Here is a 22,838-nt window from a genome sequence, read left to right on the forward strand (position 1 = left end):
CCTGAAATCGACACAATCTTTTCGCAGAATAGTCATTCTTTTTTACCGGATCATTCGATATAATAGCTTGCGAACAGTTTAATCCTGCCAGGGAGGAAATGAAATGCCAAACAGTTGGACTCATATTTTGTTTTGCGAAGAAGTCGCTGATTCTTTGACGGTAGAAAATCCATTCATGCAGCAGGATACATATATGAAAATTGGTGCACAAGGACCCGACCCGTTTTTTTACCACGATTTTTGGCCGTGGAAAAAATCTTCACATGTAAACCAAATAGGTACCCTTTTGCATACGGAAAAATGTGGTGATTTCCTGATCGATCTCATCACAGAAGCAAAGGACAAAACACTTGCTGTACAAGCCTATGTATTCGGATTTGCCACCCATCATATTCTTGACCGAAATGCCCATCCTTATATCCACTACAAAGCAGGGTATCAAGGAAGTAATCATCAGCGCTTAGAAATCATCATCGATACATTGATCGGAGAGAAAATGCGTCATTTAAAAACTTGGAAAGCTCCTGTTCACAAGGAATTAGATACCGGGAGCCGTCTGGGCAATGACATATCTGGGTTACTGACAAAGTTGATCAACAAACACTACCCAGACCTGTCTGAGGACCTCGGAAGTCAATATGTGGAGTCTGCTTATCGTGACATGAAACGTGCTCTGCGGCTGCTTTATGATCCTTATGGCTGGAAAAACGCTTTGTTTCCATCACTCGTTTCTGCTTATTCCCATCGGCCGGTGACAAATCGTGCTGATTTTCTCAATGAATCGGGTTCCACCTGGTACCACCCGGCAACACAAGAGCCTTCCCGGGAAAGCTTTTGGCAATTGTTCGAACAGGCAAGGCTCGAAGGGATCGAAATCATGAATGAAGTAGTTGGTTATTGGAACAATCCATTAGAATCAACCAAAGAAAAGTTGCGAACATTGATCGATGACATATCCTACGATACCGGTAAGGCCCTTCACTTAGGGGTGACCAATCAATTCAGCGATCCAATCATTTGAATTCGCACCTGTTCACTGACACAGGAATGAGAAGCCACTTGAACTGGGTATCCGGCAGTAGTTAGAGTCCTACCGTTTTAATACTGCCGGACTTTTTCCCATCACTAATTCAGTCAATGTACTTCCACTTTTAAATCATCGTTCGTCTGTTTGTTCGCTTCCTCAATCCCTTTATCTATATTCACCATTTGCAACAGGGCAATACCGGCTATAAAGAAAAGCAGCAAGGAAAAAATCCCGAACCTGCTGGAACCAGTTAACTGTCCGACAATCCCAAACAGAAACGGACCAAAAACGGCAGCGAATTTAGAAGAAATTCCATAGAAGCCAAAAAATTCCGCATGTCTGTCTCCTGGTACCATCCTACCGTAAATCGAGCGGCTCAATGCCTGTGCTCCCCCTTGAACCAATCCGACACAAATCGCCAGTAAATAAAAATGAAGAGCAGAAACCATAAAAAATCCTAAAATAACGATGGCCACATAGGTGTAAAGGGAAATCAGCAATGCCCTCTTTGGCGTGATTTTTCCGGCAAGCCAGCCAAAAAAGAATGTGGAAGGAATGCCAATAAACTGTGTGATCAAAAGCGCTGTTATCAGCGAATTGGTATCAATACCGATATCCTTTCCATAAATGGTGGCCATTTTGATAATGGTAGAAACGCCATCATTATATAACCAAAAGGCCAACAAAAATACCAAGAGCTGACGATACTGCTTTAAATCCCTGAACGTGCTTGCGACCCGCTTGAAACCAATCATTGCGTAGGATTGACTGCGCTGCTGTTGATGCTTCTTTTCCTCCTGTACATTCCGGAAGAGCGGAATCGAAAAAACAAACCACCAAAGTCCAACTGTGGCAAAGGAAACACGACTTGCTACCGCCTGATCAGGCATGCCGAACCAATCATGTTTGAGTAGCATCAGAACGTTTATAGCCAGTAACAGTCCGCCACCAATATAACCGTAGGCAAATCCCCTGGTCGATATGCTGTCGATATTATCTTCCTCTGCTATTTCCGGTAAAAAGGCATCATAAAACACATTTCCGCCTGAAAACCCGATGGTACCGACAATCAAAAGAATTGAAGCAAATAAATAGTCGCCTTCACCGACAAAAGCCAGAAGCACACTTGCAATCATTCCCATAAAGGCAAAAAAACGCAAAAACTGTTTTTTGGCTGCCGAATAGTCGCTGATCGCTCCCAGGATTGGAGACATCACCGCCACAAGCAATACCGCCAATGACTGGGAATAGCCCCAGTAACTAGCTGCCGTGTTTTCCGGAAGCCCTTGTGCAGCCACGTCATAATAAAACACTGGTAAGATAGCTGCCATGATCGTAGTGGCGAAAGCGGAATTTCCCCAATCATAAAACAACCAGCTGCGCACCCGTTTGTTTTTCATCCAGCTTCTCCCTCCCTATTCTCTTTAAACAAGCATAACAGAATAGCGCTCGATTTATGTTAAGATTCTGTCAGTTTTTTCTAAAATTGCATCCTTTCTAAGGATCCCTTTCATTGACGATAGAAATCAAAAGGAACAGTACGCAAAAAGACAACCAGCCAATACTTCGTTATGCTTAATGACGCGATTTATGTACATGTCCATTAACCTTTTCCCCATTTACGGCAAAGAGGCCGGGACAAAAGCATGGCCACCAAACCAAAAAAAGAACGAACGCTAGATGCTAAACGGGTGGTTTACTTGTATGGTCTCTTTTTATCCTGTTGTTTCATGCATGCTTCGTATCGCTACGGCAAGATACTACGCGTTCCACGGGCACGGCTTCAACTTCCTCAGAAAGCCCCAACCGCTTTCTTGCGGGATTTTCACCTCGTGCTGTTCCCATTGGAGCCTCCGTATTTCGCTATGTTTTCGCGGTCTGCTCTACACATGCTAAAGATAACCGGAGTGGAGCGTTGCACGATTCCTAAGAGAAGGTAGAACCGTTTACTTTTTATAATCAAAAAACCGAACGATTTCGAATCATCGTTCGGTTTCTAGTTCGTTTTCTATGCTTTTATCCCAGTCTCCCTGTTTTATTCAGAAAAAAGGTATTCTTCCAAAGTCAAATCTTGTTGGTAAATTTCCTTGGCAGCCTTTTCCCCAACATAACGAATATGCCAAGGCTCATAACTGTAGCCGGTGATATCCTCTTTTCCTTCTGGGTAGCGGATAATAAAACCGTAATGATGGGCATTCTCTGCCAGCCAGGCTCCTTCATCGGTCTGTTTAAAGGATTGCTCAAGTGAGAAAGCCATTTCCGCTGATGTCACATCTATGGCCAGACCAGTCTGATGCTCACTATTGCCTGGCCGTGCCGAGAATTTGTCCGCTTCCTCCTGTCCCATACTGTCGACGTTCTGCTGATAAATTTCTTCCTGGCGTCCATAAGAGCGGTAGCCGGAAGCAGCAACCAAATCCAGGCCGGCCTTCTCTGCCCCGCTGAACAATTCCTCTAAAGCATGCGCTGCTTCTTCGCGCATGTAGCGTTTTTCTAAATCTTCATCAAAATAAAACGGCACATCCGGCGCAATCAGGTCGGGTGGCTCATAACCGTCCGGAAGCTTAAATTGTTTATTGACAAGCACTAACGTACTTTCGGGATCCTCCACGGTAACCACTTCCCCGTCCTCCGGTTTTTCCAGTTGTCCACTACTATTTTCACTGTTTTCGTCACCTTTTTGCCCTGCCTGATCCTGTTCGGACTCCTGATTCCCATCTTGGGAATCCGATTGGTCAGTAGCTTGCTTATCATCCAATTCCGTTTGACTGGCTTGGGTATCTTCACCTTGCTTCGGTTCTTCATCCTGCTGACAGCCAAGCAATAAAACTCCAAGGGCGGCCGTTATGAATAATGCTTTTCGCTTCATGTTAAACCCCTTCATTTCTGGTTGTTTGTATTCTACGATACGTTTCTAAGTGTAACATAATGGAGAAGGCTCTTTTAGAAAAAAATGCTGTAAAAAAATCCCTGCCCTTTAAAAGAAAAGGCAAGGATTTATCTATTCAACTATACTGCTTATTCCTTAACGTAAGACTGATATTGCTCGCTTAAGGAAAGGAAAGCTTCTCTGTCACTTGCATCAATCGAGTTGTTAATTTGAGCTTCTAAGCGTGATTTGTTCCAGTTAAAACATAATTCGTCAAGGAGTAATTTAGTAGCAAGCTTAATTTCATAGGAGATTTCACGTCTGGCCACAATTTTACTTTTCCTATTGGTTCCAAAAGCCTGTAATCTGTAATTGATTTTATGCTTTTTCATGGAACACGCCCCCTTGTTCCTTTTTTTTATTATCCTAGAAAATCAGTTATAATGCAATAATTTTCTGAATATTTATTAATCAATTCCCTTATTCTTTCCTCGTAAAACGTTCAAAAGCGCCTAATTGGCAGGGGACAAGCCTTTTATTTCAAACTTTAAATGATAATTTAACCTAGGCGCACAAATAAGTGCAAACTGATAAAGTGATTATCGTGTAAACACGTTCATTCGTCGTTCGTATCCCATGCCTCCAATCTCAATGAGCAGGCAGCGATTTTTGCGGAACCACAGTGAAATGCTGTCATGAAAAAAGCCTGGAGGACAATTCCCAGGCTTTCCGATTATTCGTTATGCTCTTTTTCCATCTGCTTCCGGCCTGATCGTTTTAAAGGAAAGAAAAGCAGCCACGACAGCAAGGCCAGCAAGCAAGACTACCATCCAAGTCAAATCAGCCTTCATTAACAACGCGATTATCGGCGGCCCTGCTGCCACACCTAAATAACGGGCAGAGCTGTAAATACATGTGATAGTCCCTCTGACACCCTTTTCGATACTTTCAGTGATCAAGGCGTCTAAACATGGAAGACCAGCTCCTATTCCGACGCCGCAAAGCAAAAAGACAATCAATAAATAAACAAACTGATCAGAAAATCGGACAGCAACTACCGAAAGTCCGGACAACAGAATCCCGGAAAACGTTATCCATTTCATCTTCACCAGGTCATCCTTAATCACTTTTCCAGTTGTGAAAGAAGCCAGGCAGAGAGCGGCCAATGGACCTGCTAAGTAAAACCCTTTTTTTATACCAGAAAAATGATATTGATCCTCTAAAACACTTGATAAATAAAACAAAATACCAAACAAAATAAACATAAGAATCGCACCTATGGCAAATACAGCTGACAACCATCCCCCATGTTTATGGAAGGTCTTCCGGGTATTCTTCCAGAATTCCTTGAAGGGAGGTCCTTTTTTATCATTTTTCGGCTTACGTACCAATAGTAAAATCATAAGTAAAGAGATCGCACAAAATACAGGGATTGCCCAAAATGGTAAAAACCAAATAACTCCAGCCAGCAATGAGCCTAAAATAGGGCTCAACACTTTGCCGAACGTGTTGGATGTTTCAATCAGACCAAGCGTCGCACTCACATCCTTCTCTCTGCGGAACATGTCTCCAACTAGGGGCAATACAATCGGTGCAGTTCCTGAGGTTCCAATTCCTTGAAGGATCCGGCCAAGCAAAATATATGGAAATGGATCACTAAGCTTCCAGGAAGCATATCCGGATAACAATCCTCCCAGCCCTACGACTATCAAGGACGGAACAATCACGACCTTTCTTCCAAAACGATCGGACAGAAATCCAGCCAGGGGAATAAAAAAGATGGCTACAATGGAATAGACCGTGATAATATAACTTGATTGCAGTTTGGTAATATCCATTTCCTTTTCCATTAAAGGCAATACCGGGATTAGCATCGAGTTCCCCAACGTCATGATTAGCGGAATCGAAGCCAGTGAAACGATTGCCCATCTCTTTTCGTGTATTTCGCTTTCCTGGTGCGGATTGTTCGTGGTGTGCATGGCAATGTTCCTTTCTAATATACTCTCCTTTCATGTTTTCCTAAGTCCCACTTTTTCATGCAAGAATCAACGTCGGCTGCATGGCGAAAATAAGCATGCCATAAGCAAGAGAAATGAATCGGGTACATAAACATGGTCTTAATCTTTGAGAGGTATAATCTTCGCCTTTGATGACTTGCACGGTACCGGAAAATAGTTGTTTGTTTAATACATCGATTAATATTAATCGGAAGATGGAGAAAACTGGAAGTAGACCTAACACCGGAACTGTATTTTCGGAATGCACCTAAAGGAAAAGGGATGCCCGATAAGTTTTTCTTGACTTAAGGGGCACCCCTTTTGGTAAACCGATATTTATTTATTCTGCAATCTTTTTGGTCACTTCAACCGTTCTTTTCGCCTGATGCTTCACAGCAGCTTCCACATCCTCTACCATGTTGCCGTCCTGATCGACACTAACACTTATACCATATGGGTTTCCACCGGCAGCAAATGTTACCGGATCTGTGTAACCAGGACCGACGATGATCGCTCCCCAGTGGAACATAGTTGTATATAAATTCAACGTCGTAGCTTCTTGTCCACCATGCGGATTTTGAGCAGACGTCATGGCGCTTACTACCTTGTTGACGAGCTTCCCTTGAGCCCATAATCCTCCAGCCTGATCAAAGAACTGCTTAGCCTGCGAAGGCACGTTCCCGAAACGTGTTGGTACACTAAAAATGAATCCGTCAGCCCAGTCGAGATCATCATTGGTCGCTTCCGGCACCTCTTTGGTTGCCTCGTAATGCTCTTTCCAAGCCGGATTTTGGGCAATCGCTTCTTCTGGTGCAGTTTCTTTAATTTTTCTGACCCTGACTTCAGCACCTGCATCTTTTGCCGCAGCTTCAGCCCATTGTGCCAATTGGTAATTGGTGCCCGTGGAACTATAATAAAAAATTGCCATTTTTACCATGTTTCATACTCCTTTCCATTTTACCTGCTAGTATTCTCTTGTCCTACAAGAGTATGCACTTTTTCTTATACCCTATACAGGCAGATGATAAGCCGCTTCACTTTAATTTTGACCAGTACTGGCAATAAAAAATCGGAATTCCGATCGCGATTCAAATATTTTAATGGAATGATATGCTTTTATCCTGATTCTCTACCTCGTTTCCACCTTCACCGACCGAATGAAGAGCGTTTCTCCTATTCCTCTGCCTCGTTTCCACCTTGATTCGGTTGACGAACTTCTATATCCAATTCACTCAAAAAAAAAAGAGACAGACCAAATTGGTCGTGCCTCCCATTAAACTACTTTACTGTATGAAGGAAATGTCCAATAACACTCGCCCCATCCTCTTTGGACAGCGAGTTCATCGAAGGTTCGTGCTTGACTGTTATAAAAATTGATGATTGCCTCTTCGATGGTTTCCTGTTGAGGATTGTAGGAGAGTAAAATTGGTTTGGAGAAGCGCATTCCATCCACTAAACCTTCTATGATAACCGTTTCGCGATACATGCTCTCACTCCCTTGATATAATAAAAACAAATAATATGATTCCTTGTATTTCTTTACCCTCAAATGTGTACAATTAATCTTACGCAGTCTGGACAATTCAAAGTTTTTGGCAACATCCGTTTCTTCCATTAAACTAAATTGCCTTAGGGCAACTATAGTGCCTTGAGTAAGCTTTTTTTCTCTAGACTTACTGAAGTATGATTTGGTAAGCTATGTTTGCTGGAAAAGCGACAGGAAGCGGAGGCAATCATTTCATGGGTCAATATGAAAATTTAAAAAGAGGAGAAAGGGGAGCCTGGATCAGCATCGCCGCTTATTTGATCCTGGCTCTATCCAAATTAATCATCGCTTCTATCGGAAACTCGGACGCCCTAAGAGCGGACGGGCTTAATAATACAACAGATGTCGTTGCTTCCGTTGCCGTACTTATCGGCTTGCGGATATCACGAAAGCCGCCGGACGAGGATCACCATTACGGTCACTTCCGCGCCGAAACCATCGCATCCCTGGTGGCAGCTTTTATTATGGTCACCGTCGGTTTTCAGGTCATTCTCGATACAATTCAGAAAATCATCGATCAATCCCTGGATCAACCAAGTATGATTACTGCCTGGACAGCTTTAGGCAGTGCTGTGGTGATGCTTGCAGTCTATCGTTTCAACTTACGGCTTTCCCAAAGGATCAACAGTTCCTCCCTTCATGCGGCGGCACAGGACAATAAATCAGATGCCCTGGTCAGTATTGGGGCCTTCGTCGGGATTGCTGGAGCTCAGTTCGGTCTATATTGGCTCGATCCTGCGGCGGGTCTGATTGTCGGCATTATCATTTGCAAAACGGCTTGGAATATTTTTCGCGATGCCACGCATACCTTGACAGATGGTTTTAATGAAGAGGAACTTCTAACGATCAGAAACAGCATAGCCAGTGATGAAGAGGTAAAAGAGGTAAAGGATATCAAAGGTCGTCTGCATGGGAATCAGACATTGGTGGAAGTAACGATATACGTAGAACCTACTCTCGATGTCCAGGAAAGTCATGAAATTACGGAGAGAATAGAGGAATTACTGCAGGAAAAACATGATATCAATCATGCCCATATCCATATCGAGCCTGCTCCAGATGCTATAACAGATAGATAGCATCTAATTACCTGTGCAAAAAACGCGCCACACTTCGAAAGTCTAGCCCCCTGCTATGACACTATTTTGCAAACAACGGAGTAGCTTATGGCCTTAAGGCTAAAGCCCGCTGGTGCTAGACCATACCCCGGAATTTATAACGAATACACTAAAAGTGGCTGGGAAAGCATCGATTGCGATCCTAGTGTCCCAGCCACTCTTTTTAACTCCGCTGTTCCAAGCTTTTGAGTTTTTTCGATAATTCATGGATATCCTTCCAACCAAAAGCAGACTCTTGATAAGTACCTTCACCGATGGTTGTATCTTCTTTCTCAATTTGCCGTGCTCCGTGTTTAGCATAAAATCTGCTCGATGGATTTTGAGTAAGTACCCACACCAGCATGGATTGATACCCTTCCCTCACCATTTCTTCCGTGAAAGCCGCAAGCATCCAGGTACCAAGTCCCTTCCGTTGATAGTCAGCCAACAAGTAAATCGCATATATCTCCCCGTCATAACCAAAACGTTTCGTGCGTTCCTTTCCTCCTGATACAAAGCCGACAATCTCCCCATCCGTATTTTCTACCACCAAGGCAACTTGACCGGAGGTTGGCATTTTTAAAATTGTTTCCCACAAGGCCTTCCGGTTTTCGAAGGTTATATTGGACATATCTTTTTCATTAATCAGCTCAAAATACGTTGATTTCCAACTGTTCACATGGACATTGGCAATTTGCTCTGCATCTTTTAATTCAGCTTTTCTGATATGGTACATCCTTTTTTCCCCTCTTTCTGTATCTATACTTCAATAAATCAGGCGATAAGATCCTTCCTTCTGTTTCTTTAAAATGTTAGAAGAAAGACAGTCGCAATTGCGCCGATAACGACAAGAATGATATTTAGCCCCAAGAAGGCCAAAATGACAGCTACTGCCCCGCCGATCAATCCTAGATGCGGCTGATCAGGTTTGACTGTCAATATTCCCGGAAAAATCAATGCCCCTAATGCAGCGTAAGGGATGGCGTTAAGCCATCTGTTTATCCATTCTGGAAAATGGACCTTGTCGACGATATATGCTGGTAACATTCGCGGAATCATGGTAACGAGAGACATGCCAAGAATAATGAATAAAATCATTGCTTTTCCCCCTTTTGCAGGAAGACGCCGCACAACCCGCCTATAAGCGTTCCAAATACAATCGCCCAGCCATCACTGACAAACTGACTGCTAAACACATTGATCAGCATTGCTATAACCGCTATCAATCCAACCCGCATTTCCTTCCTGACACTGGGCAAAAGTAATCCGATAAACATCGCATATAATGCAATTCCCATACTCTGGCTTAAAACAGCCGGGATGATATCACCTAGAACCCCGCCTAAAAACGAACCAGCTACCCATGCAGAATATGCTGTTATCATTAAGGCTGCGTAAAAATACATTCCCTTTTCCTGCTTTGCTTCTTCCGTGTGCATGGAGGCAACCGAAAAGGTTTCATCCGTCAAGCCGAGCGAAAGAGGCACCTTCCACTGCAAACCGATGAAACGGAGCCGGTTCATAAACGAGAAACTCATTACAAAATGACGGAAGTTCAGTACAAACGTAGCTATGATAATTTCGATTGCTCCGGTGCCTATCGCAATCATCCCGGCCCCCATGAACTGGCTGGCTCCGGCAAAAACGAGCACACTCATCAAGGTGATTTCCAAAATCGTCATTCCAGCCTGTTTTGCCAGCACACCATATGTGAGTGCAACCGGTAAATAACCAAGCATAATCGGTATCCCTCTGGAAACCCCTTTCTGGATCATATAAAGACGAGCAGATTCCTCTGTTTTTACAACTGCTTTTAATGACATGTGCTGCCCTCCGGTATGTAAAAAATTTTTCATTCATTATACCGGATTGCTAGTTAAATAGAAAGAGTTTCAACTATTTTCCATATAAACAGCCGTTGACAGTGATACAAGCTTTATTGTATGATTCACGGAAACAGATTACCATAAAAGTTTTCCGCAGATTCCGAAGTAGACTTTACTGCTGTCAGTCAATAGAGACCGGGCGGTTGGTGAAAGCCCGGGCAGGGTAAAGTTGAATTACAGGATCGCAAGAAGCGGCAGTTTTAAAAGCTGGATGGATTCGTTCATCAATTAGGGTGGTACCGCGGAGTAAAAGCTTCGTCCCTTTCAGGGATGGAGCTTTTTTTATTTTTGTCCGCCCCCTTATGGCTTGGAAACTTCCTGAATCCAAGGAAAAAGCTGAAAACTACCAAAGGAGTATGCTTATGTTTCAGATTAATCCCAAACAGACACCGCGATGGCAGGAAGCTGCCATGTTGCTGGTACTGGTCATCGCCATTATTGGTTTCTTTATTATCAAACTAGAAACAGTTCCGCACATTCCACTTATCCTGGCTGTCTTGACTGTCACAACATACGGTCTTTTGAAAAAAATACCGTTTGCCGATTTGCAGTCGGGAATGGCTGAAGGTGCAAGAACTGGTATTGGTGCCGTTTTTCTATTCTTATTGATCGGTATCCTGATCAGCAGCTGGATGGTGAGCGGCACTATCCCGGTATTAATGCATACGGGTATCCAACTTATCGGAGGCACCTGGTTTTTTGCCATTGCTTTTGCCGTTACGGCTTTGATTGGTACTGCGCTGGGGAGCTCCTTAACGACTAGTGCTACTATTGGTGTCGCCTTCATCGGGATGGCCGAAGCAATGGACTTATCACTAGCCGTTTCGGCAGGAGCGATAGTATCCGGGGCATTTTTCGGAGACAAAATGTCACCACTCTCGGATACTACCAATCTTGCTTCCACCATCGTGGAAGTCGATTTGTTTCAGCACATTCGGAACATGGCTTGGACTACCCTTCCGGCATTTTTGATCACTTTCATAATCTTTGTTTTCCTATCGCCAAGCCGCCAGATTGGCGGCACTCAGCTCGAGCAGTATCAGCAGGGACTTTCCGGTTCTGGATTGCTGCACTGGTATGCCTGGCTCCCGCTTCTTCTCCTGGTGGTACTAACTTTGTTTAAGGTTCCGGCATTCTTGACCATTGCCGCCAGCAGTCTGCTAGCGACACTGACTGCCGGCCTGAGCGGGAGCATGGGGTGGTTGGCCATTTGGAAAACCTGGTACTCCGGGTACATGGCTGAAACAGGCATCAAAACAGTCGACAGCCTTCTGAGCAGAGGGGGCATGGAATCCATGTTCTTGACCATTTCCCTCGTACTTCTAGCTCTGGGATTGGGGGGACTGCTGTTTGTAACTGGGATCATTCCCTCGCTCTTAAAATCGATTCAGTCAAAACTGACAAGTCTACGTAGAGTGACACTGACTACTGTGTTGACGGCAATCAGTGCAAACATCTTGATTGGCGAACAGTATTTATCAATTCTTCTGACAGGAGAGGCCTATAAAAAAGTGTATGATGAACAGGGTATCGCCAGAAAAAAACTGTCGCGCACATTGGAAGACGCCGGCACAGTTATCAATCCGCTCGTACCATGGAGCGTCTGTGGGGTCTTTTTGGCGGATGTATTGGGAGTCCCCGTATTGACATACCTGCCATTTGCGTTTTTCTGCATGCTTTGCCCTGTGCTAACCATGCTGATAAAAGGAAATCGTTAAGACATTCGTTCTTTCATCAGTATTTTGTTCAGCTTTTCAAGGCCGAGCAGCAGTCGTGGTGATGGCCTGCAGAACAACGCCTCCGGAAGTACATGAATCCGGTTTTGCCTTACAGCGTCCAGCTCGTTCCAACCGGGACGTTTTTTGATTAATTCCGGACGCATCTTTTCTTCTTGAATCCCAACCCAGACCAGACAAATATGGTCTGGGTTTCTGCTTTTTACTTCTTCCCAATTCGTTTGTACACTTGCCTTTGCTTCCGAATCAAAAATATTCCGGGCACCAGCCAGCTCGCTGATTTCCGTGAGCCAATTTTCTCTTCCCGGTGTGAATACTGGCTTGGGCCACCATTCCCAATATAGAGATGGCCTATAGGAAGAAGCCATACCCAACCGAAAGGAAGCGGTTTCATTTTTGAACTGCAACGCTTTTTGTTTCCCCAGAGCTTCCTCCCCAATTGCTGCTCCTGTTGTCTCCAAATCCCTTGCGATTTCTTCTAATGAATTCGGGTTCAGGATGATGTAAGGAACCTGCTGTTTATCCAATGCTTCAATATTTTTTTCCATACCTGGCACACTAAGCGAGGCCAAAACTAAATCTGGCTCCATCGCTGCAACTTTGTCAACATCAATTGATAAGTCAGGACCGACTTTGGGTAACTGTTTGACACGTTCCGGATAATCAGAGAAGTCATCGACCGCAATCAATTTATCCACTTTTCCTAAATAATCAAGCAGCTCGGTATTGCTTGGGCAAATAGAAACAACTCTCACACCGTCTCCCCCTCTCATCACTTAATAGCCATTTTCTAAAAGGCCTGACAGCTATACACGCTAAACAACGCAGAGTCGAAAAAAAGAGAAAGCAAATACTGCTTCCTCTTAGATGTCATCCTGACTGGTCAAAATCTTCGGCCCTTCTTTAGTAATCACTACTGTATGCTCATACTGGGCCGATCTTCCCTGGTCGGTTGTCCGTGCTGTCCAATTATTACTGTCCATTTGACTGTGCCAAGTGCCTTCATTCAACATTGGTTCGATTGTGATGACCATGCCTTCTTTTAAACGCGGACCCTTTCCTGCCAAACCAAAATGGGGGATATGAGGAGCTTCGTGAATGGTTGGCCCGATACCGTGACCAGTAAAATCACGTACAACGGAAAAACCTTCTGCTTCCGCGTATGTTTGAATAGCATGGCCAATATCCCCAATCCGGCTTCCGGCCTGTGCCTTTTCAATTCCTTTGTAAAGGGACTTTTCCGTGACTTCCATCAACCGTTTCCCTTTCTCATCGACATCGCCGACAGCATATGTCCAGGCAGAGTCGGCAAGCCCGCCATTTAAATTGACTACCATATCGATGGTGACAATGTCACCGTCTTTCAGTGCCTCATTACGAGGGAAACCATGGCAGATTTCATCATTGACCGATGCGCATGTAGCAAACTGGTAACCGTTATAGCCTTTCTGTTCTGCAGTTGCTCCATGTTCAGCTAGATAATCCTCGACGAATTTCTCAATTTCCATGGTGGTTATGCCCGGTTTCATTCTCTTCGCTATTTCTTTATGGGTGGATGCAAGCAGCTTGCCAGCCTCCTGCATCATTTCAATTTCTCGATTGCTTTTACGTGTAATCATCTATGACTTCCTTTCTACATCATCCATTTTATCATGAGGGGAACGGCAGGTAAATCATCTTCCAATTCAATGGCATTAGCATTATATGAAAGGAGGAGGAAACGCGCTAATTATCTCTGTGCTGGGATTTTATCCATTATAAAGTTTATCATGACGGTTCCCTTGCGTAAAACAACCTGTCCATTAAGTGTGGAAAGAAAGCCAGTATAGTTTTGTCATCCGTTATAGATCCGAGAAAAATACTACTGAAATTTTCACAACATTCAGTAATACTATGATAGACTAAAAATCTACTCTAATTTCAACAGGAGGAATTTGATTTGGAAGTACAAAGACTTGGACGTGAATATGCTGCTGAATACTGGGAGTTGAGACTGGAGGCTTTGCGGGAGAACCCAGAAGCATTCCTCACTACATATCAAGCCGCGCTAACAAAAGAGAGTCCGGTTGACTCGACAGCCAAAAGACTCGAGGCTGTTTCTAATTATACATATGGTGCATACATGAACAGACAACTCGTCGGTGTTGTCACCATGCTGCGAAAAGAGCAGGAAAAAGTTGCTCATAAAGCAGACATTCTGGCTATGTATGTGACTCCATCCGCCCGCGGAAACGGAGTCGGACATGAACTGTTACAGAGAGCAAAACGGGATGCAGCGGAAATTGGCGTAGAACAACTAGGACTTAGCGTAGTAGCTGATAACCTTGCAGCTCAGCATTTATATAAAAAAGCGGGATTTACGTGTTACGGAAAAGAAAAAAATGCGATCAAACAAGAGAATAAATATGTCGATGAAGTACACATGGTCTGTTTTCTTTTAAACGAAGAAAACAAGGATGCAGAAAATGAAAAGAAAATATATGACTAGTGCGACTGTGAGAGAAGCCAGAGGCATAGCTGCTTTTATAGAAGAGCCTCGCAGCAAAAATGGATTATTCCCGTTGCAATTCAGCGTAGTAAAAACAAGAGCTTCCATTTGGAAGCTCTCCTGTATTGATTAGGTTTATCTAAATGGACCGGTCAAGCTTATTAGTATCCGCCGTAGCCGTAGCCACCGCCACCACCAAACCATGATGACCCGACAATAATAAGCAAGATGAACAAGACAACAATTAACGCAAAACCGGAACCATATCCGTAACCTGCTCCTCCACTCATTTAAACAATCCCTCCTTTTTCCGATGTACTATAGCGTATGTTGCTTCTCTGAAGTCGGAAGGGCATTTATCGAATTTGGGTTTTTGACCAGTATAGTGAGTTCTTATTGTCAATCAGGAGGCGAGAATGTTCCCTGCGGAAAAGCGGGTATTTTTCGGCGTTGGATAAGTACTCTTCCAGTAAGACAGGGCAGGCAAACGTGGAGAAGGTAAATGAGTTTTTTATCACTGGTCTCGATTAAAAGCAAATATTATTACAAAAGAAGCCGTTTTTAAAATGAATTAGACAGGAGGTACAGACATGGAGCCAAAATGGCTAACCTGGGCGAAAGAAATCCAAGCATTGGCACAAGCTGGTCTGGCTTATTCACAAGACGTATATGATCAAGAGCGTTTTCAGCGTCTTAGGGAAATCAGTAAAGAAATTGTCGCCAGCCATACAGACATCCCCTTGGTTAAATTAACAGACTTGTTTACAAACGAAACCGGCTATCAAACGCCTAAAGTGGATATAAGAGCTGTCGTATTGGAAAAAGGGGAACTTCTTCTGGTCCAGGAAAAATCCGATGGAAAATGGGCTCTGCCCGGCGGATGGGGAGATGTTGGCCTATCCCCAGGTGAAGTTGCTGCCAAGGAAACAATGGAAGAAGCGGGATTAAAAGTAAAACCAGTTCGAATGCTTGCCGTTTATGATACCGTCCAGCACGATCACCCGCCAATGCCTTATCACGTCTATAAATTGTTTATTCAATGTGAACTCCTTGATGGTAAACCATCAGGCGGATTGGAAACAAGCCATGCCGCTTTTTTTCCTGAGAACCAGCTACCATCCCTGTCAACCGGGCGGAACACGCAAAAGCAAATCATTCAACTGTTCCAGGATGCTAGGGACCCGAATGCACCTTGCCGATTCGATTGAATCACCGAAAAGAATAGTCAAAGAGAAAGGACACTCTTTTATCAATGAAAGTGGCTGGATCTAAAAAAGAAGTGGCAGGAAAATCTATTTAAAAGATGGCTGCCCCGCTAGTGAGGCAGCCACTTCTTTGAAGGATGAATATGCTTGGTTTTTACGTATCTAACTATTTTTGGCTTCCCCTTGTTTGACCCAATTGATCAGCCCCCCGTGAAGCATGACATCGATTTGACGACTAGAAAGCGAGTGTTTAGCTTCTATCGGTCCTTTCCCTTTCACTTCAACCTCCAATGCGTTTGTAGCCGGTAATGTCTGGTGGAGATTTTTCACCCGCAGTACATCTCCGTGTTCGAGCATGTCATAATCCTCATTATGAACAAACTCTAACGGCAGCACGCCAAAGTTGACAAGGTTTTGCCAGTGAATTCTTGCATAATCCTTTACGATAACAAAGCGTAATCCTAAATAGCGTGGTGCCAAAGCAGCATGTTCACGGCTGGAGCCTTGCCCGTAGTTGCTGCCGCCGATTATCACATGACCGCCGGCATCTCTCGTTTCCATCGCCCGCTCATAATAAGTTCCGTCTAAGATTTCGAATGTGAACTTACTGATTTCCTCCAAATTACTGCGATAAGGAAGAACACGCCCACCGCCTGCTAAAATTTCATCCGTCGAGATATCATCTCCTACCTTGAATAATACTGGTAATTCCATTTCATCAGGCAGTGCTTCAAATTCAGGGATTTTCGATATATTGGGCCCTTTAACAAGCTCCGTTTTTCTAGCTTCCTCCAAAGGGAGCGGCTCCTCCAACAATTCATTATTAATGGTCGGCTTATCGGGAAGCTCCACCTTCGGATAATCCATATCCAAGTCACGCGGATCGGTAATTTTTCCAGTTAAGGCAGATGCAGCTGCTGTTTCCGGGCTGCACAAAAACACAGAGTCTTCCTTGGTTCCTGAACGACCCGGAAAGTTGCGCGGTGTTGTCCGCAGGCTGTTTCTACCGGTTGCCGGCGCCTGCCCCATTCCTATACAGCCGTTACATCCTGCCTGATGCAGCCTGCCTCCTGCTTGGATCAATTCAAACAGCAATCCAGACTTCGTCATATCGGACAAGAGTTGTCGAGATGCCGGATTAATATCCAGGGATACACTGTTAGAAACCTTTTTCCCTTTCAGAATTTCCGCTACGATTGCCACATCACGATATCCCGGATTTGCCGAAGATCCGATATAAGCCTGATAAATAGGCTCACCTGCCACTTCTCGTACCGGCACGACGTTTCCAGGACTGGAAGGCTTGGCGATTAACGGTTCCAAAGTCGATAAATTGATTTCTTCTTCTAAATCGTAGGAAGCATCCTTATCCGCTTTCAGCTCGACCCAGTCCTCGCCTCGTTCCTCCATCTCCAGGAATTTACGAACCTCTTCATCAGATGGGAAAACAGTAGTAGTGGCACCTAATTCAGCCCCCATATTGGCTATTACATGGCGATCCATAGTACCAAGTTGACTGACCCCAGGTCCATAAAACTCAATAATTTTTCCAACACCGCCTTTTACACCGTGCCTTCTTAACATTTCCAGGATAACATCCTTGGCGCTTACCCAGTCCGGCAATTCACCAGTAAGCTTCACACCCCAGATTTTCGGCATTTTCACGTAGAAAGGCTGGCCTGCCATGGCAAGTGCGACTTCCATCCCACCTGCTCCCATTGCCAGCATACCGATTGATCCTGCAGCACAGGTATGGCTATCGGAACCTACCATCGTTTTTCCCGGCTTCCCAATCCGCTGCATATGAACGGGATGACTCACCCCGTTTCCTGGTTTGCTGAAATGGACTCCGAATCTTCTTGTTGCACTTTCCAGAAATAGATGGTCATCCGGATTCTTATGGTCGACTTGGATAAGATTATGATCGACATACTGGGCAGAGGCTTCTGTTTTCACCCGGTCTATTCCCATAGCTTCCAGTTCCAGCATAACCAGTGTCCCTGTTGCATCCTGGGTCAAGGTTTGATCAATTTTCAATCCAATTTCCTCTCCCGCTTCCATCTTTCCTGATACCAAATGATCCTTCATTAATTTTTGCGCAACGTTAAGTGCCATGTATATCTCCTTTCTTCAAATTTAATTCGCTCCGTTTCATGATGTACATTCTTTCGACTGCAGAAAACTGCCTATATGCTATATAAATCATTTTCCTTACTTAAATCGCTTTCAAACCTTCTGTGAAAAATTTCTTTTCAAAGCGGACATTTTCTTGATCACTATGTAAGGAAGTAACTGGGACAAAAACGTGATGGCCAAAGTAAAAACGGAACGAATTCCAAATGCTCAGCATTAAAATTCATTCCGTTCATTATTTTTCATCTAAGGTAATACTTTGCTCGATTTCCTTTTATTTGTACTGTTGGCAGAGGAGTGCTTCGCATTGCCAGGGTTGGAAAAGTTGCCATCTTTCATTTACAGAATTCTTTTCTTACTTCTTGTGCTGATATTTTTAATTGGCATCCTTGATACTATATGTCTTTCCGCTTTCCAGCCGGACTCCGAGGTTTAACACGGAAACCAGATGGTCTGCGACGATTTCTGCTCCCCGTAACTGATTGGCTTGTTTCAATTGCTTAAACTGCTCTACATCCTGGAATTGCTCTTCGCTGGACGATCGGATTGTTCCTTGCATGTCCGTATCCATTTTGCCAGGGTCATACAACACAGCTTTATTTCCCGTTTCTTTTGCACTCTGTTCGAGAGCGACCGTCTGCGTGAATCGATTGATCGCAGCTTTTGTACTGCTGTATGCACTCCAGCCATAGACAGAACGATTCGCTGCTCCAGAAGTGACATTGACAACAACTAGTGGAAGAGACGATTTTTCTGCCTCAGCAATCAGTATGTTGGTCGTCGTCATAGGCGCCAATTGATTAACTTGGATATGTTTGCTCAAAGTGGCCGTATCATAATTACCGGCAATATCGATTGGACTGACTACTCCAGCATTATTAATTAAATAAACCTTTTCAAAGGTGCCGTCAAATGCCTTATTCGCTACCTTATTAAAAACCTTCTCCACTTCCCGAGTATCCGCTAAATCACATTTATAATGCTGAAAATAAATCTGGTTTTTTTTAGCGATCTCCAGCAACTCCTGATTTTCCTCTCGTGAAATTCCGATGACATTTGTTCCCTGCAACAAAAGCCTTTTAGTCAAAGCTGCACCAAGACCGCGTGATGCTCCCGTAACGATAGCTAATTCCATTGTTGATCATCCCCTTTCTTCACTACTTCTGCCAATTTTTGATAAATAGCTGTAATTTCGTCCAGTTTCATTCTGACCAGACCGCTCGAAGACGGAGCTACAAATTCATACCTGCTGCTTACGGAATTATCCTGCATTCCCCAAGATATCTGCCGTTTCTGACTAAACTCCTGATAAACTCCCTTCCCGACAAAACAAACAACATTGGGCTGATAATAGGATATTTTATTCAGCAATTCCAACCTTCCCCGCTGATACTCTGCTTTCGTTATATCAGCAGCTTCCTTTGTTGGCCTCTGGACAATGTTTGTTAACCCATAGCCATATTCCAGCAGCCGGGCATCTTCCTGTGCGGAAAGCTTAACAGGGGTCAGGCCGGACCTATACAAAATGGTCCAGAAACGGTTGTTTGGATTAGCATAATGATGACCTGTTTCAGATGACCTAATACTAGGATTAAACCCTACAAACAGGACCTTCAAATGTTTCCGTAAATGGTCAGGAATTGGTTCCAACATAGACACTACTTCCTCTCTTTCGAATCGTTTGCATACCAGCATCAATTCAGGGAAACCCTACGACATAAAAGGAGTTTTTGAATTGGACAAAGAACAGAAAACGTATAAGCAAAGCTACGAGTCAGATGGAAAGATGGGGAAAGACCAGCATCGTGATAAAGGAAGAACCCCAACCCACAAAGATGAAAAATTGTTTTTTAATACGACTGAAGCGAGTGAGTAGATGATGCACTATAGGAAAAGCAGCGCTCTGGAAGGGGCGCTGCCTTTACTAACTGGGTTTGTTGACGGTCACATTCCTCAATCCATGCTTAATAAACTCGTTCTCGTATTCTTCGGCAAGTTCCAGCCTTTTTTCTATGTCCTTTTGTTCCAGTTTTCCTTTCGGCCCAAGCTCACGTAACAAGTCACGGTTAGCAAGTCGATAAGTCAATTCTTCCCAAAAATTATAGTCTTCATATTCCTTTATATAACGATGGAGTTTCTCTTCCTGCTCAGGTGGGAGACTGTAAAAATCATCCTCTTTATCGTATGTCACCATATCGGCTAACCCTGCATTTTTATAAACCAATTGTTCTAGTTCTTCATAGTCGGTAATTTCTTCGTTTCGATGGGCATTTACTAGCCAATTCCCTAAATAAACGAGCTCGGTCAATTTTTTGTACTGACTTTCCGTCATTTCGATTTTCACGTTACTCATTATTTCTCTCCTTAGCCAATAATCTGTTTCCCTTCCTGGGCCAAAGCAAAGTGAATCGCATGTTTTAACGTAGAGAAACAGTTCAACCCTTTCATGTCAACCTTTGCTTCGATCAGCTTCATGCTCAAGTGCGGGGAAATGCCGACAATAGCACTCTTGGTCCCCAGCAATTCAGAAGAATGGGTCAAGCTTTGCAGAAGGGAAATCGAGTAGGCATCCAAATCGTCATCCAATCCGGTTACATCGAGGATTAAAAAGTTGGCCTGGTATTCCGGTAAGCTTTTCAAAGTTTTGTTCAGCAAATCATCGGCTCTGGTCTCATCATACTTGCCGATTAGTGGCATCACCACAATCCCGTCCAATACCGGGATCAATGGGGAGGAGATTTCTTTAACAAGGGTGGTTAATGTTTCCGTCCTCTCCTCGACCATTTTTTCCAGACGACTTATCTCCTCTTGCTCCTTTATCCTTGTAAAATGGTGAATGTCCCTGACTGGATGTCCATCGGAAGGATAGTAGTGTATTTCGTCATATTCATCCCCTTCCAGCTGGCTTTTCACCACCGAAAAACCGGTGTTTTGCCCGAACAAACCGGTCAATGTACCAGCGAAATGCCCAGGTAAAAAGGTACTCATTTTCTGTTTTCCCTGCACCTTGTTCACTTTATACTCCCAGCTGTTTCTCACCCGAATGACAGCCGTTTTTTTCTCTTCTGAAAAATCGACAACTTCCAAATCACACCAGCCTGCTGCAGCATAAATATCCGGAAAAGAGGTAATCACATTATTTATGCAATCTTGTTTAAAGAAATCACTAACGATGTTGCCCATTCTGAAACCGGCTGTTTCCATCACCACGTTTGCTGCAGCGTTGCCGGACACTTCTTCTATTGTATCAACAAACGACTTCATCGCCGTTTCGATCCAGAATATAATAACATCCTGTCCTTCAAATCTCATGCTGCCCTCTTTAGGGAGCCATGTATAACTAGCATGTTTTTCTAAAACGGACTCACTCATCTGTCGTTCCCCCATTCATAGACAGTATTTCCTGCGTCCTAATTTTATCATTTCCTGTCGATTTACCAAAACAATGCGTTTATTCTTCATTTGGAAGACTTGCTTCTCTACTTTTTCATAAAATGGTTCTGTTATTTTTTATCCGGAGTTATAAAAATAGCCCTCTGATTCACTAAGAATCAGAGGGCTATTTTATTAATTTATTCTTCTTCTACTAAATTTATTAATGACTTTCGGATAACTTACGGCTTTCTCTGATTGTCGCCATGTTATTTTTCACTAACCATTTGTGGTAGAACCATTCTCCTGCAGCTATTACAACTGCCGAGATCAATGCTGGTAAAAAGGTACTTTCTGCTCCGATGACTGCAAGTCCAATCCAAAGCACAATTAACGCTAAACCAAAGTCAGCTAGAGTAGCCATCATGTTGCTAGTTCGCGGAAATACCATCATATCGCCAAGAGCATACGCTGCTGCAATTAGGATAATTCCCAATACAGTGGTGCTCCAAAAAGATACATCAAAAATCAGCGTCATAACAATCCACATGATAGGTAAGACCATTAACGCCTTCATGCCAAGGGCTTTTCCGTGTTCCATGAAAATACCTCCTTTATCTGTATTTGGTAATGTTATTCCGCGTATCCTGAAAGGATAAACGTTTCATAAACATTTTAGTAAAATTGGACTATTGATTTTTTGTTCCTCATTTGCTAATTCTTATTGACCGGTAGGCTTTTTTAAATAGGACCTAGGGTTAATCCGATGTATTACTTATTTTCCCTCTTTAGTCAGCTGCAAAAAAGTAAATTGGTTCTCTGTCAAATGTGGTAGTGTAATATTCACTCCACTCTCTCTTTATCGAAAGACTCACTCCAAAAATAGCTATTTTCCTGCGGCCGCAGAGGAACTAAACTCGCGTTTTCCGCGGACGAACGCCCAAGCCTCCTCGCAAGCCCAGCTGTGGGGTCTCGGACGTCCGTTTTTCCGCAGGAGTCTCGCTTAGTTCCTCTGCTACGCTATTTCACTCTATAGATATTTTTAACCGCTTGCTGCCATAAAATTTTATGCTTTATTCGTTCCAAAGGAATCTCGTTTTAAAACTTTTATCGTTATGTTTCCAACCCATGAACGTTTTTCTTACACGACGGAATGCCTCTATGTTCTTTAACACATATGCCTCTTTTAAACGCGGATGGTTCTGGAGAAGCTTTTCTACCTTTTGTGGTTCTTCTTCTAACAGCTTGGAGGGCGATTTCCACAACAGTTTTTCACTTCGCTTCATGTGAATAGGTGTCTTCATATCCACCTCTTCTGAAACATGTTGATTTGTGAATCATAAAAAAACCCCCGTGAATGAGGATAACCTCATTCACGGGGGTTGGTTTGCCTGGCGGCGTCCTACTCTCGCAGGGGCAAAGCCCCAACTACCATGGGCGCTGGAGAGCTTAACTGCTGTGTTCGGCATGGGAACAGGTGTG

The 22,838-nt window shown here is 43.7% G+C and carries 25 protein-coding genes and 1 rRNA gene; 6 read left to right on the forward strand and 20 right to left on the reverse strand.

Going from position 1 to position 22,838, the window contains the following annotated elements:
- Positions 1 to 103: 103 nt before the first annotated feature.
- A complete protein-coding gene (locus BLR82_RS06795; RefSeq protein WP_074598182.1) occupies positions 104 to 1,021 on the forward strand; it encodes a zinc dependent phospholipase C family protein in 918 nt (305 codons plus the stop codon).
- A gap of 113 nt (positions 1,022 to 1,134) precedes the next feature.
- Here BLR82_RS06795 and BLR82_RS06800 read toward each other — a convergent pair whose 3' ends face one another.
- The 6 genes from BLR82_RS06800 to BLR82_RS20770 all read right to left on the reverse strand — a co-directional run bounded on the left by BLR82_RS06800 (position 1,135) and on the right by BLR82_RS20770 (position 7,379).
- Complete coding sequence (locus tag BLR82_RS06800) at positions 1,135 to 2,427, reverse strand: MFS transporter (RefSeq protein WP_074598183.1); 1,293 nt, start codon at positions 2,425 to 2,427, stop codon at positions 1,135 to 1,137.
- 635 nt (positions 2,428 to 3,062) lie between these two features.
- Positions 3,063 to 3,896 (reverse strand): M15 family metallopeptidase, encoded by an 834-nt coding sequence (locus BLR82_RS06805; protein ID WP_074598184.1) that lies wholly within the window; start codon positions 3,894 to 3,896, stop codon positions 3,063 to 3,065.
- 149 nt (positions 3,897 to 4,045) lie between these two features.
- Positions 4,046 to 4,288 carry an IDEAL domain-containing protein gene (locus BLR82_RS06810; protein ID WP_026569099.1) on the reverse strand — a complete coding sequence of 81 codons (243 nt, stop codon included), beginning with the start codon at positions 4,286 to 4,288 and terminating at the stop codon, positions 4,046 to 4,048.
- Positions 4,289 to 4,636: 348 nt separating this feature from the next.
- Complete coding sequence (locus BLR82_RS06815; RefSeq protein ID WP_074598185.1) at positions 4,637 to 5,875, reverse strand: MFS transporter; 1,239 nt, start codon at positions 5,873 to 5,875, stop codon at positions 4,637 to 4,639.
- Positions 5,876 to 6,233: 358 nt separating this feature from the next.
- A complete protein-coding gene (wrbA, locus tag BLR82_RS06820) occupies positions 6,234 to 6,830 on the reverse strand; it encodes an NAD(P)H:quinone oxidoreductase (protein ID WP_074598186.1) in 597 nt (198 codons plus the stop codon).
- A gap of 336 nt (positions 6,831 to 7,166) precedes the next feature.
- Entirely contained in the window at positions 7,167 to 7,379 is a 213-nt protein-coding gene (locus tag BLR82_RS20770) for a hypothetical protein (RefSeq protein WP_139186897.1), read from the reverse strand.
- A gap of 254 nt (positions 7,380 to 7,633) precedes the next feature.
- On the opposite strand from BLR82_RS20770, the gene BLR82_RS06830 reads away from it, so the two are divergent.
- On the forward strand, positions 7,634 to 8,518 hold the full coding sequence (locus BLR82_RS06830; protein ID WP_074598188.1) for a cation diffusion facilitator family transporter: 885 nt from the start codon (positions 7,634 to 7,636) through the stop codon (positions 8,516 to 8,518).
- Positions 8,519 to 8,720: 202 nt separating this feature from the next.
- On the opposite strand, the gene BLR82_RS06835 is transcribed toward BLR82_RS06830, so the two are convergent.
- The 3 genes from BLR82_RS06835 to BLR82_RS06845 form a co-directional block, all read right to left on the reverse strand.
- On the reverse strand, positions 8,721 to 9,272 hold the full coding sequence (locus BLR82_RS06835; protein ID WP_074598189.1) for a GNAT family N-acetyltransferase: 552 nt from the start codon (positions 9,270 to 9,272) through the stop codon (positions 8,721 to 8,723).
- Positions 9,273 to 9,340: 68 nt separating this feature from the next.
- Positions 9,341 to 9,634 carry an AzlD domain-containing protein gene (locus BLR82_RS06840; RefSeq protein WP_074598190.1) on the reverse strand — a complete coding sequence of 98 codons (294 nt, stop codon included), beginning with the start codon at positions 9,632 to 9,634 and terminating at the stop codon, positions 9,341 to 9,343.
- Positions 9,631 to 10,359, reverse strand: coding sequence for an AzlC family ABC transporter permease (locus BLR82_RS06845; protein ID WP_074598191.1), 729 nt, complete (start codon positions 10,357 to 10,359; stop codon positions 9,631 to 9,633). The genes BLR82_RS06840 and BLR82_RS06845 overlap by 4 nt, the downstream gene beginning before the upstream one ends.
- 425 nt (positions 10,360 to 10,784) lie before the next feature.
- Between BLR82_RS06845 and nhaC the strand changes: the two genes are divergently transcribed.
- The gene (nhaC, locus tag BLR82_RS06850; protein WP_074598309.1) at positions 10,785 to 12,140 is read left to right on the forward strand and encodes a Na+/H+ antiporter NhaC; all 1,356 of its coding nucleotides are present in this window, start codon (positions 10,785 to 10,787) and stop codon (positions 12,138 to 12,140) included.
- On the opposite strand, the gene BLR82_RS06855 is transcribed toward nhaC, so the two are convergent.
- Together BLR82_RS06855 and map are read right to left on the reverse strand one after the other, a co-directional pair.
- Entirely contained in the window at positions 12,137 to 12,913 is a 777-nt protein-coding gene (locus BLR82_RS06855; RefSeq protein ID WP_074598192.1) for a cobalamin-binding protein, read from the reverse strand. The genes nhaC and BLR82_RS06855 overlap by 4 nt on opposite strands.
- 108 nt (positions 12,914 to 13,021) lie before the next feature.
- Positions 13,022 to 13,777 carry a type I methionyl aminopeptidase gene (map, locus tag BLR82_RS06860; RefSeq protein WP_074598193.1) on the reverse strand — a complete coding sequence of 252 codons (756 nt, stop codon included), beginning with the start codon at positions 13,775 to 13,777 and terminating at the stop codon, positions 13,022 to 13,024.
- 320 nt (positions 13,778 to 14,097) lie between these two features.
- Here map and BLR82_RS06865 point away from each other — a divergent pair, with 320 nt between their 5' ends.
- A complete protein-coding gene (locus tag BLR82_RS06865) occupies positions 14,098 to 14,646 on the forward strand; it encodes a GNAT family N-acetyltransferase (RefSeq protein WP_074598194.1) in 549 nt (182 codons plus the stop codon).
- Positions 14,647 to 14,807: 161 nt separating this feature from the next.
- Here BLR82_RS06865 and BLR82_RS06870 read toward each other — a convergent pair whose 3' ends face one another.
- Complete coding sequence (locus BLR82_RS06870) at positions 14,808 to 14,936, reverse strand: YjcZ family sporulation protein (protein ID WP_074598195.1); 129 nt, start codon at positions 14,934 to 14,936, stop codon at positions 14,808 to 14,810.
- A gap of 300 nt (positions 14,937 to 15,236) precedes the next feature.
- Between BLR82_RS06870 and BLR82_RS06875 the strand changes: the two genes are divergently transcribed.
- Entirely contained in the window at positions 15,237 to 15,854 is a 618-nt protein-coding gene (locus BLR82_RS06875; RefSeq protein WP_074598196.1) for an NUDIX hydrolase, read from the forward strand.
- A 159-nt stretch (positions 15,855 to 16,013) separates the two neighbouring features.
- Here BLR82_RS06875 and BLR82_RS06880 read toward each other — a convergent pair whose 3' ends face one another.
- From BLR82_RS06880 to mug, 3 genes are all read right to left on the reverse strand, one after another.
- Positions 16,014 to 17,966, reverse strand: coding sequence for an aconitate hydratase (locus BLR82_RS06880; RefSeq protein WP_074598197.1), 1,953 nt, complete (start codon positions 17,964 to 17,966; stop codon positions 16,014 to 16,016).
- Between the two features lie 394 nt (positions 17,967 to 18,360).
- Positions 18,361 to 19,119: a (S)-benzoin forming benzil reductase gene (locus BLR82_RS06885; RefSeq protein ID WP_074598198.1), complete on the reverse strand. Its 759-nt coding sequence runs from the start codon at positions 19,117 to 19,119 to the stop codon at positions 18,361 to 18,363.
- Positions 19,110 to 19,634, reverse strand: a complete 525-nt coding sequence (mug, locus tag BLR82_RS06890) for a G/U mismatch-specific DNA glycosylase (RefSeq protein ID WP_139186915.1) — start codon at positions 19,632 to 19,634, stop codon at positions 19,110 to 19,112. Before mug ends, BLR82_RS06885 begins: the two co-directional genes overlap by 10 nt.
- An 85-nt stretch (positions 19,635 to 19,719) precedes the next feature.
- Between mug and BLR82_RS20990 the strand changes: the two genes are divergently transcribed.
- Positions 19,720 to 19,860, forward strand: coding sequence for a hypothetical protein (locus BLR82_RS20990; protein ID WP_175486761.1), 141 nt, complete (start codon positions 19,720 to 19,722; stop codon positions 19,858 to 19,860).
- Between the two features lie 48 nt (positions 19,861 to 19,908).
- Here the strand turns inward: BLR82_RS20990 and BLR82_RS06895 are convergent, their stop codons facing one another.
- The 5 genes from BLR82_RS06895 to rrf all read right to left on the reverse strand — a co-directional run.
- Complete coding sequence (locus BLR82_RS06895; RefSeq protein ID WP_074598200.1) at positions 19,909 to 20,337, reverse strand: hypothetical protein; 429 nt, start codon at positions 20,335 to 20,337, stop codon at positions 19,909 to 19,911.
- An 11-nt stretch (positions 20,338 to 20,348) separates the two neighbouring features.
- Positions 20,349 to 21,356, reverse strand: coding sequence for an STAS domain-containing protein (locus BLR82_RS06900; protein WP_074598201.1), 1,008 nt, complete (start codon positions 21,354 to 21,356; stop codon positions 20,349 to 20,351).
- Positions 21,357 to 21,579: 223 nt separating this feature from the next.
- Entirely contained in the window at positions 21,580 to 21,957 is a 378-nt protein-coding gene (locus BLR82_RS06905) for a DUF2512 family protein (RefSeq protein WP_074598202.1), read from the reverse strand.
- A gap of 472 nt (positions 21,958 to 22,429) precedes the next feature.
- Complete coding sequence (locus BLR82_RS06910; protein ID WP_425440888.1) at positions 22,430 to 22,666, reverse strand: transposase; 237 nt, start codon at positions 22,664 to 22,666, stop codon at positions 22,430 to 22,432.
- A 79-nt stretch (positions 22,667 to 22,745) separates the two neighbouring features.
- A 5S ribosomal RNA gene (rrf, locus tag BLR82_RS06915) occupies positions 22,746 to 22,838 on the reverse strand; the annotation flags it as partial.

Source organism: Sediminibacillus halophilus, assembly GCF_900103695.1.
Classification (GTDB): domain Bacteria; phylum Bacillota; class Bacilli; order Bacillales; family Amphibacillaceae; genus Sediminibacillus; species Sediminibacillus halophilus.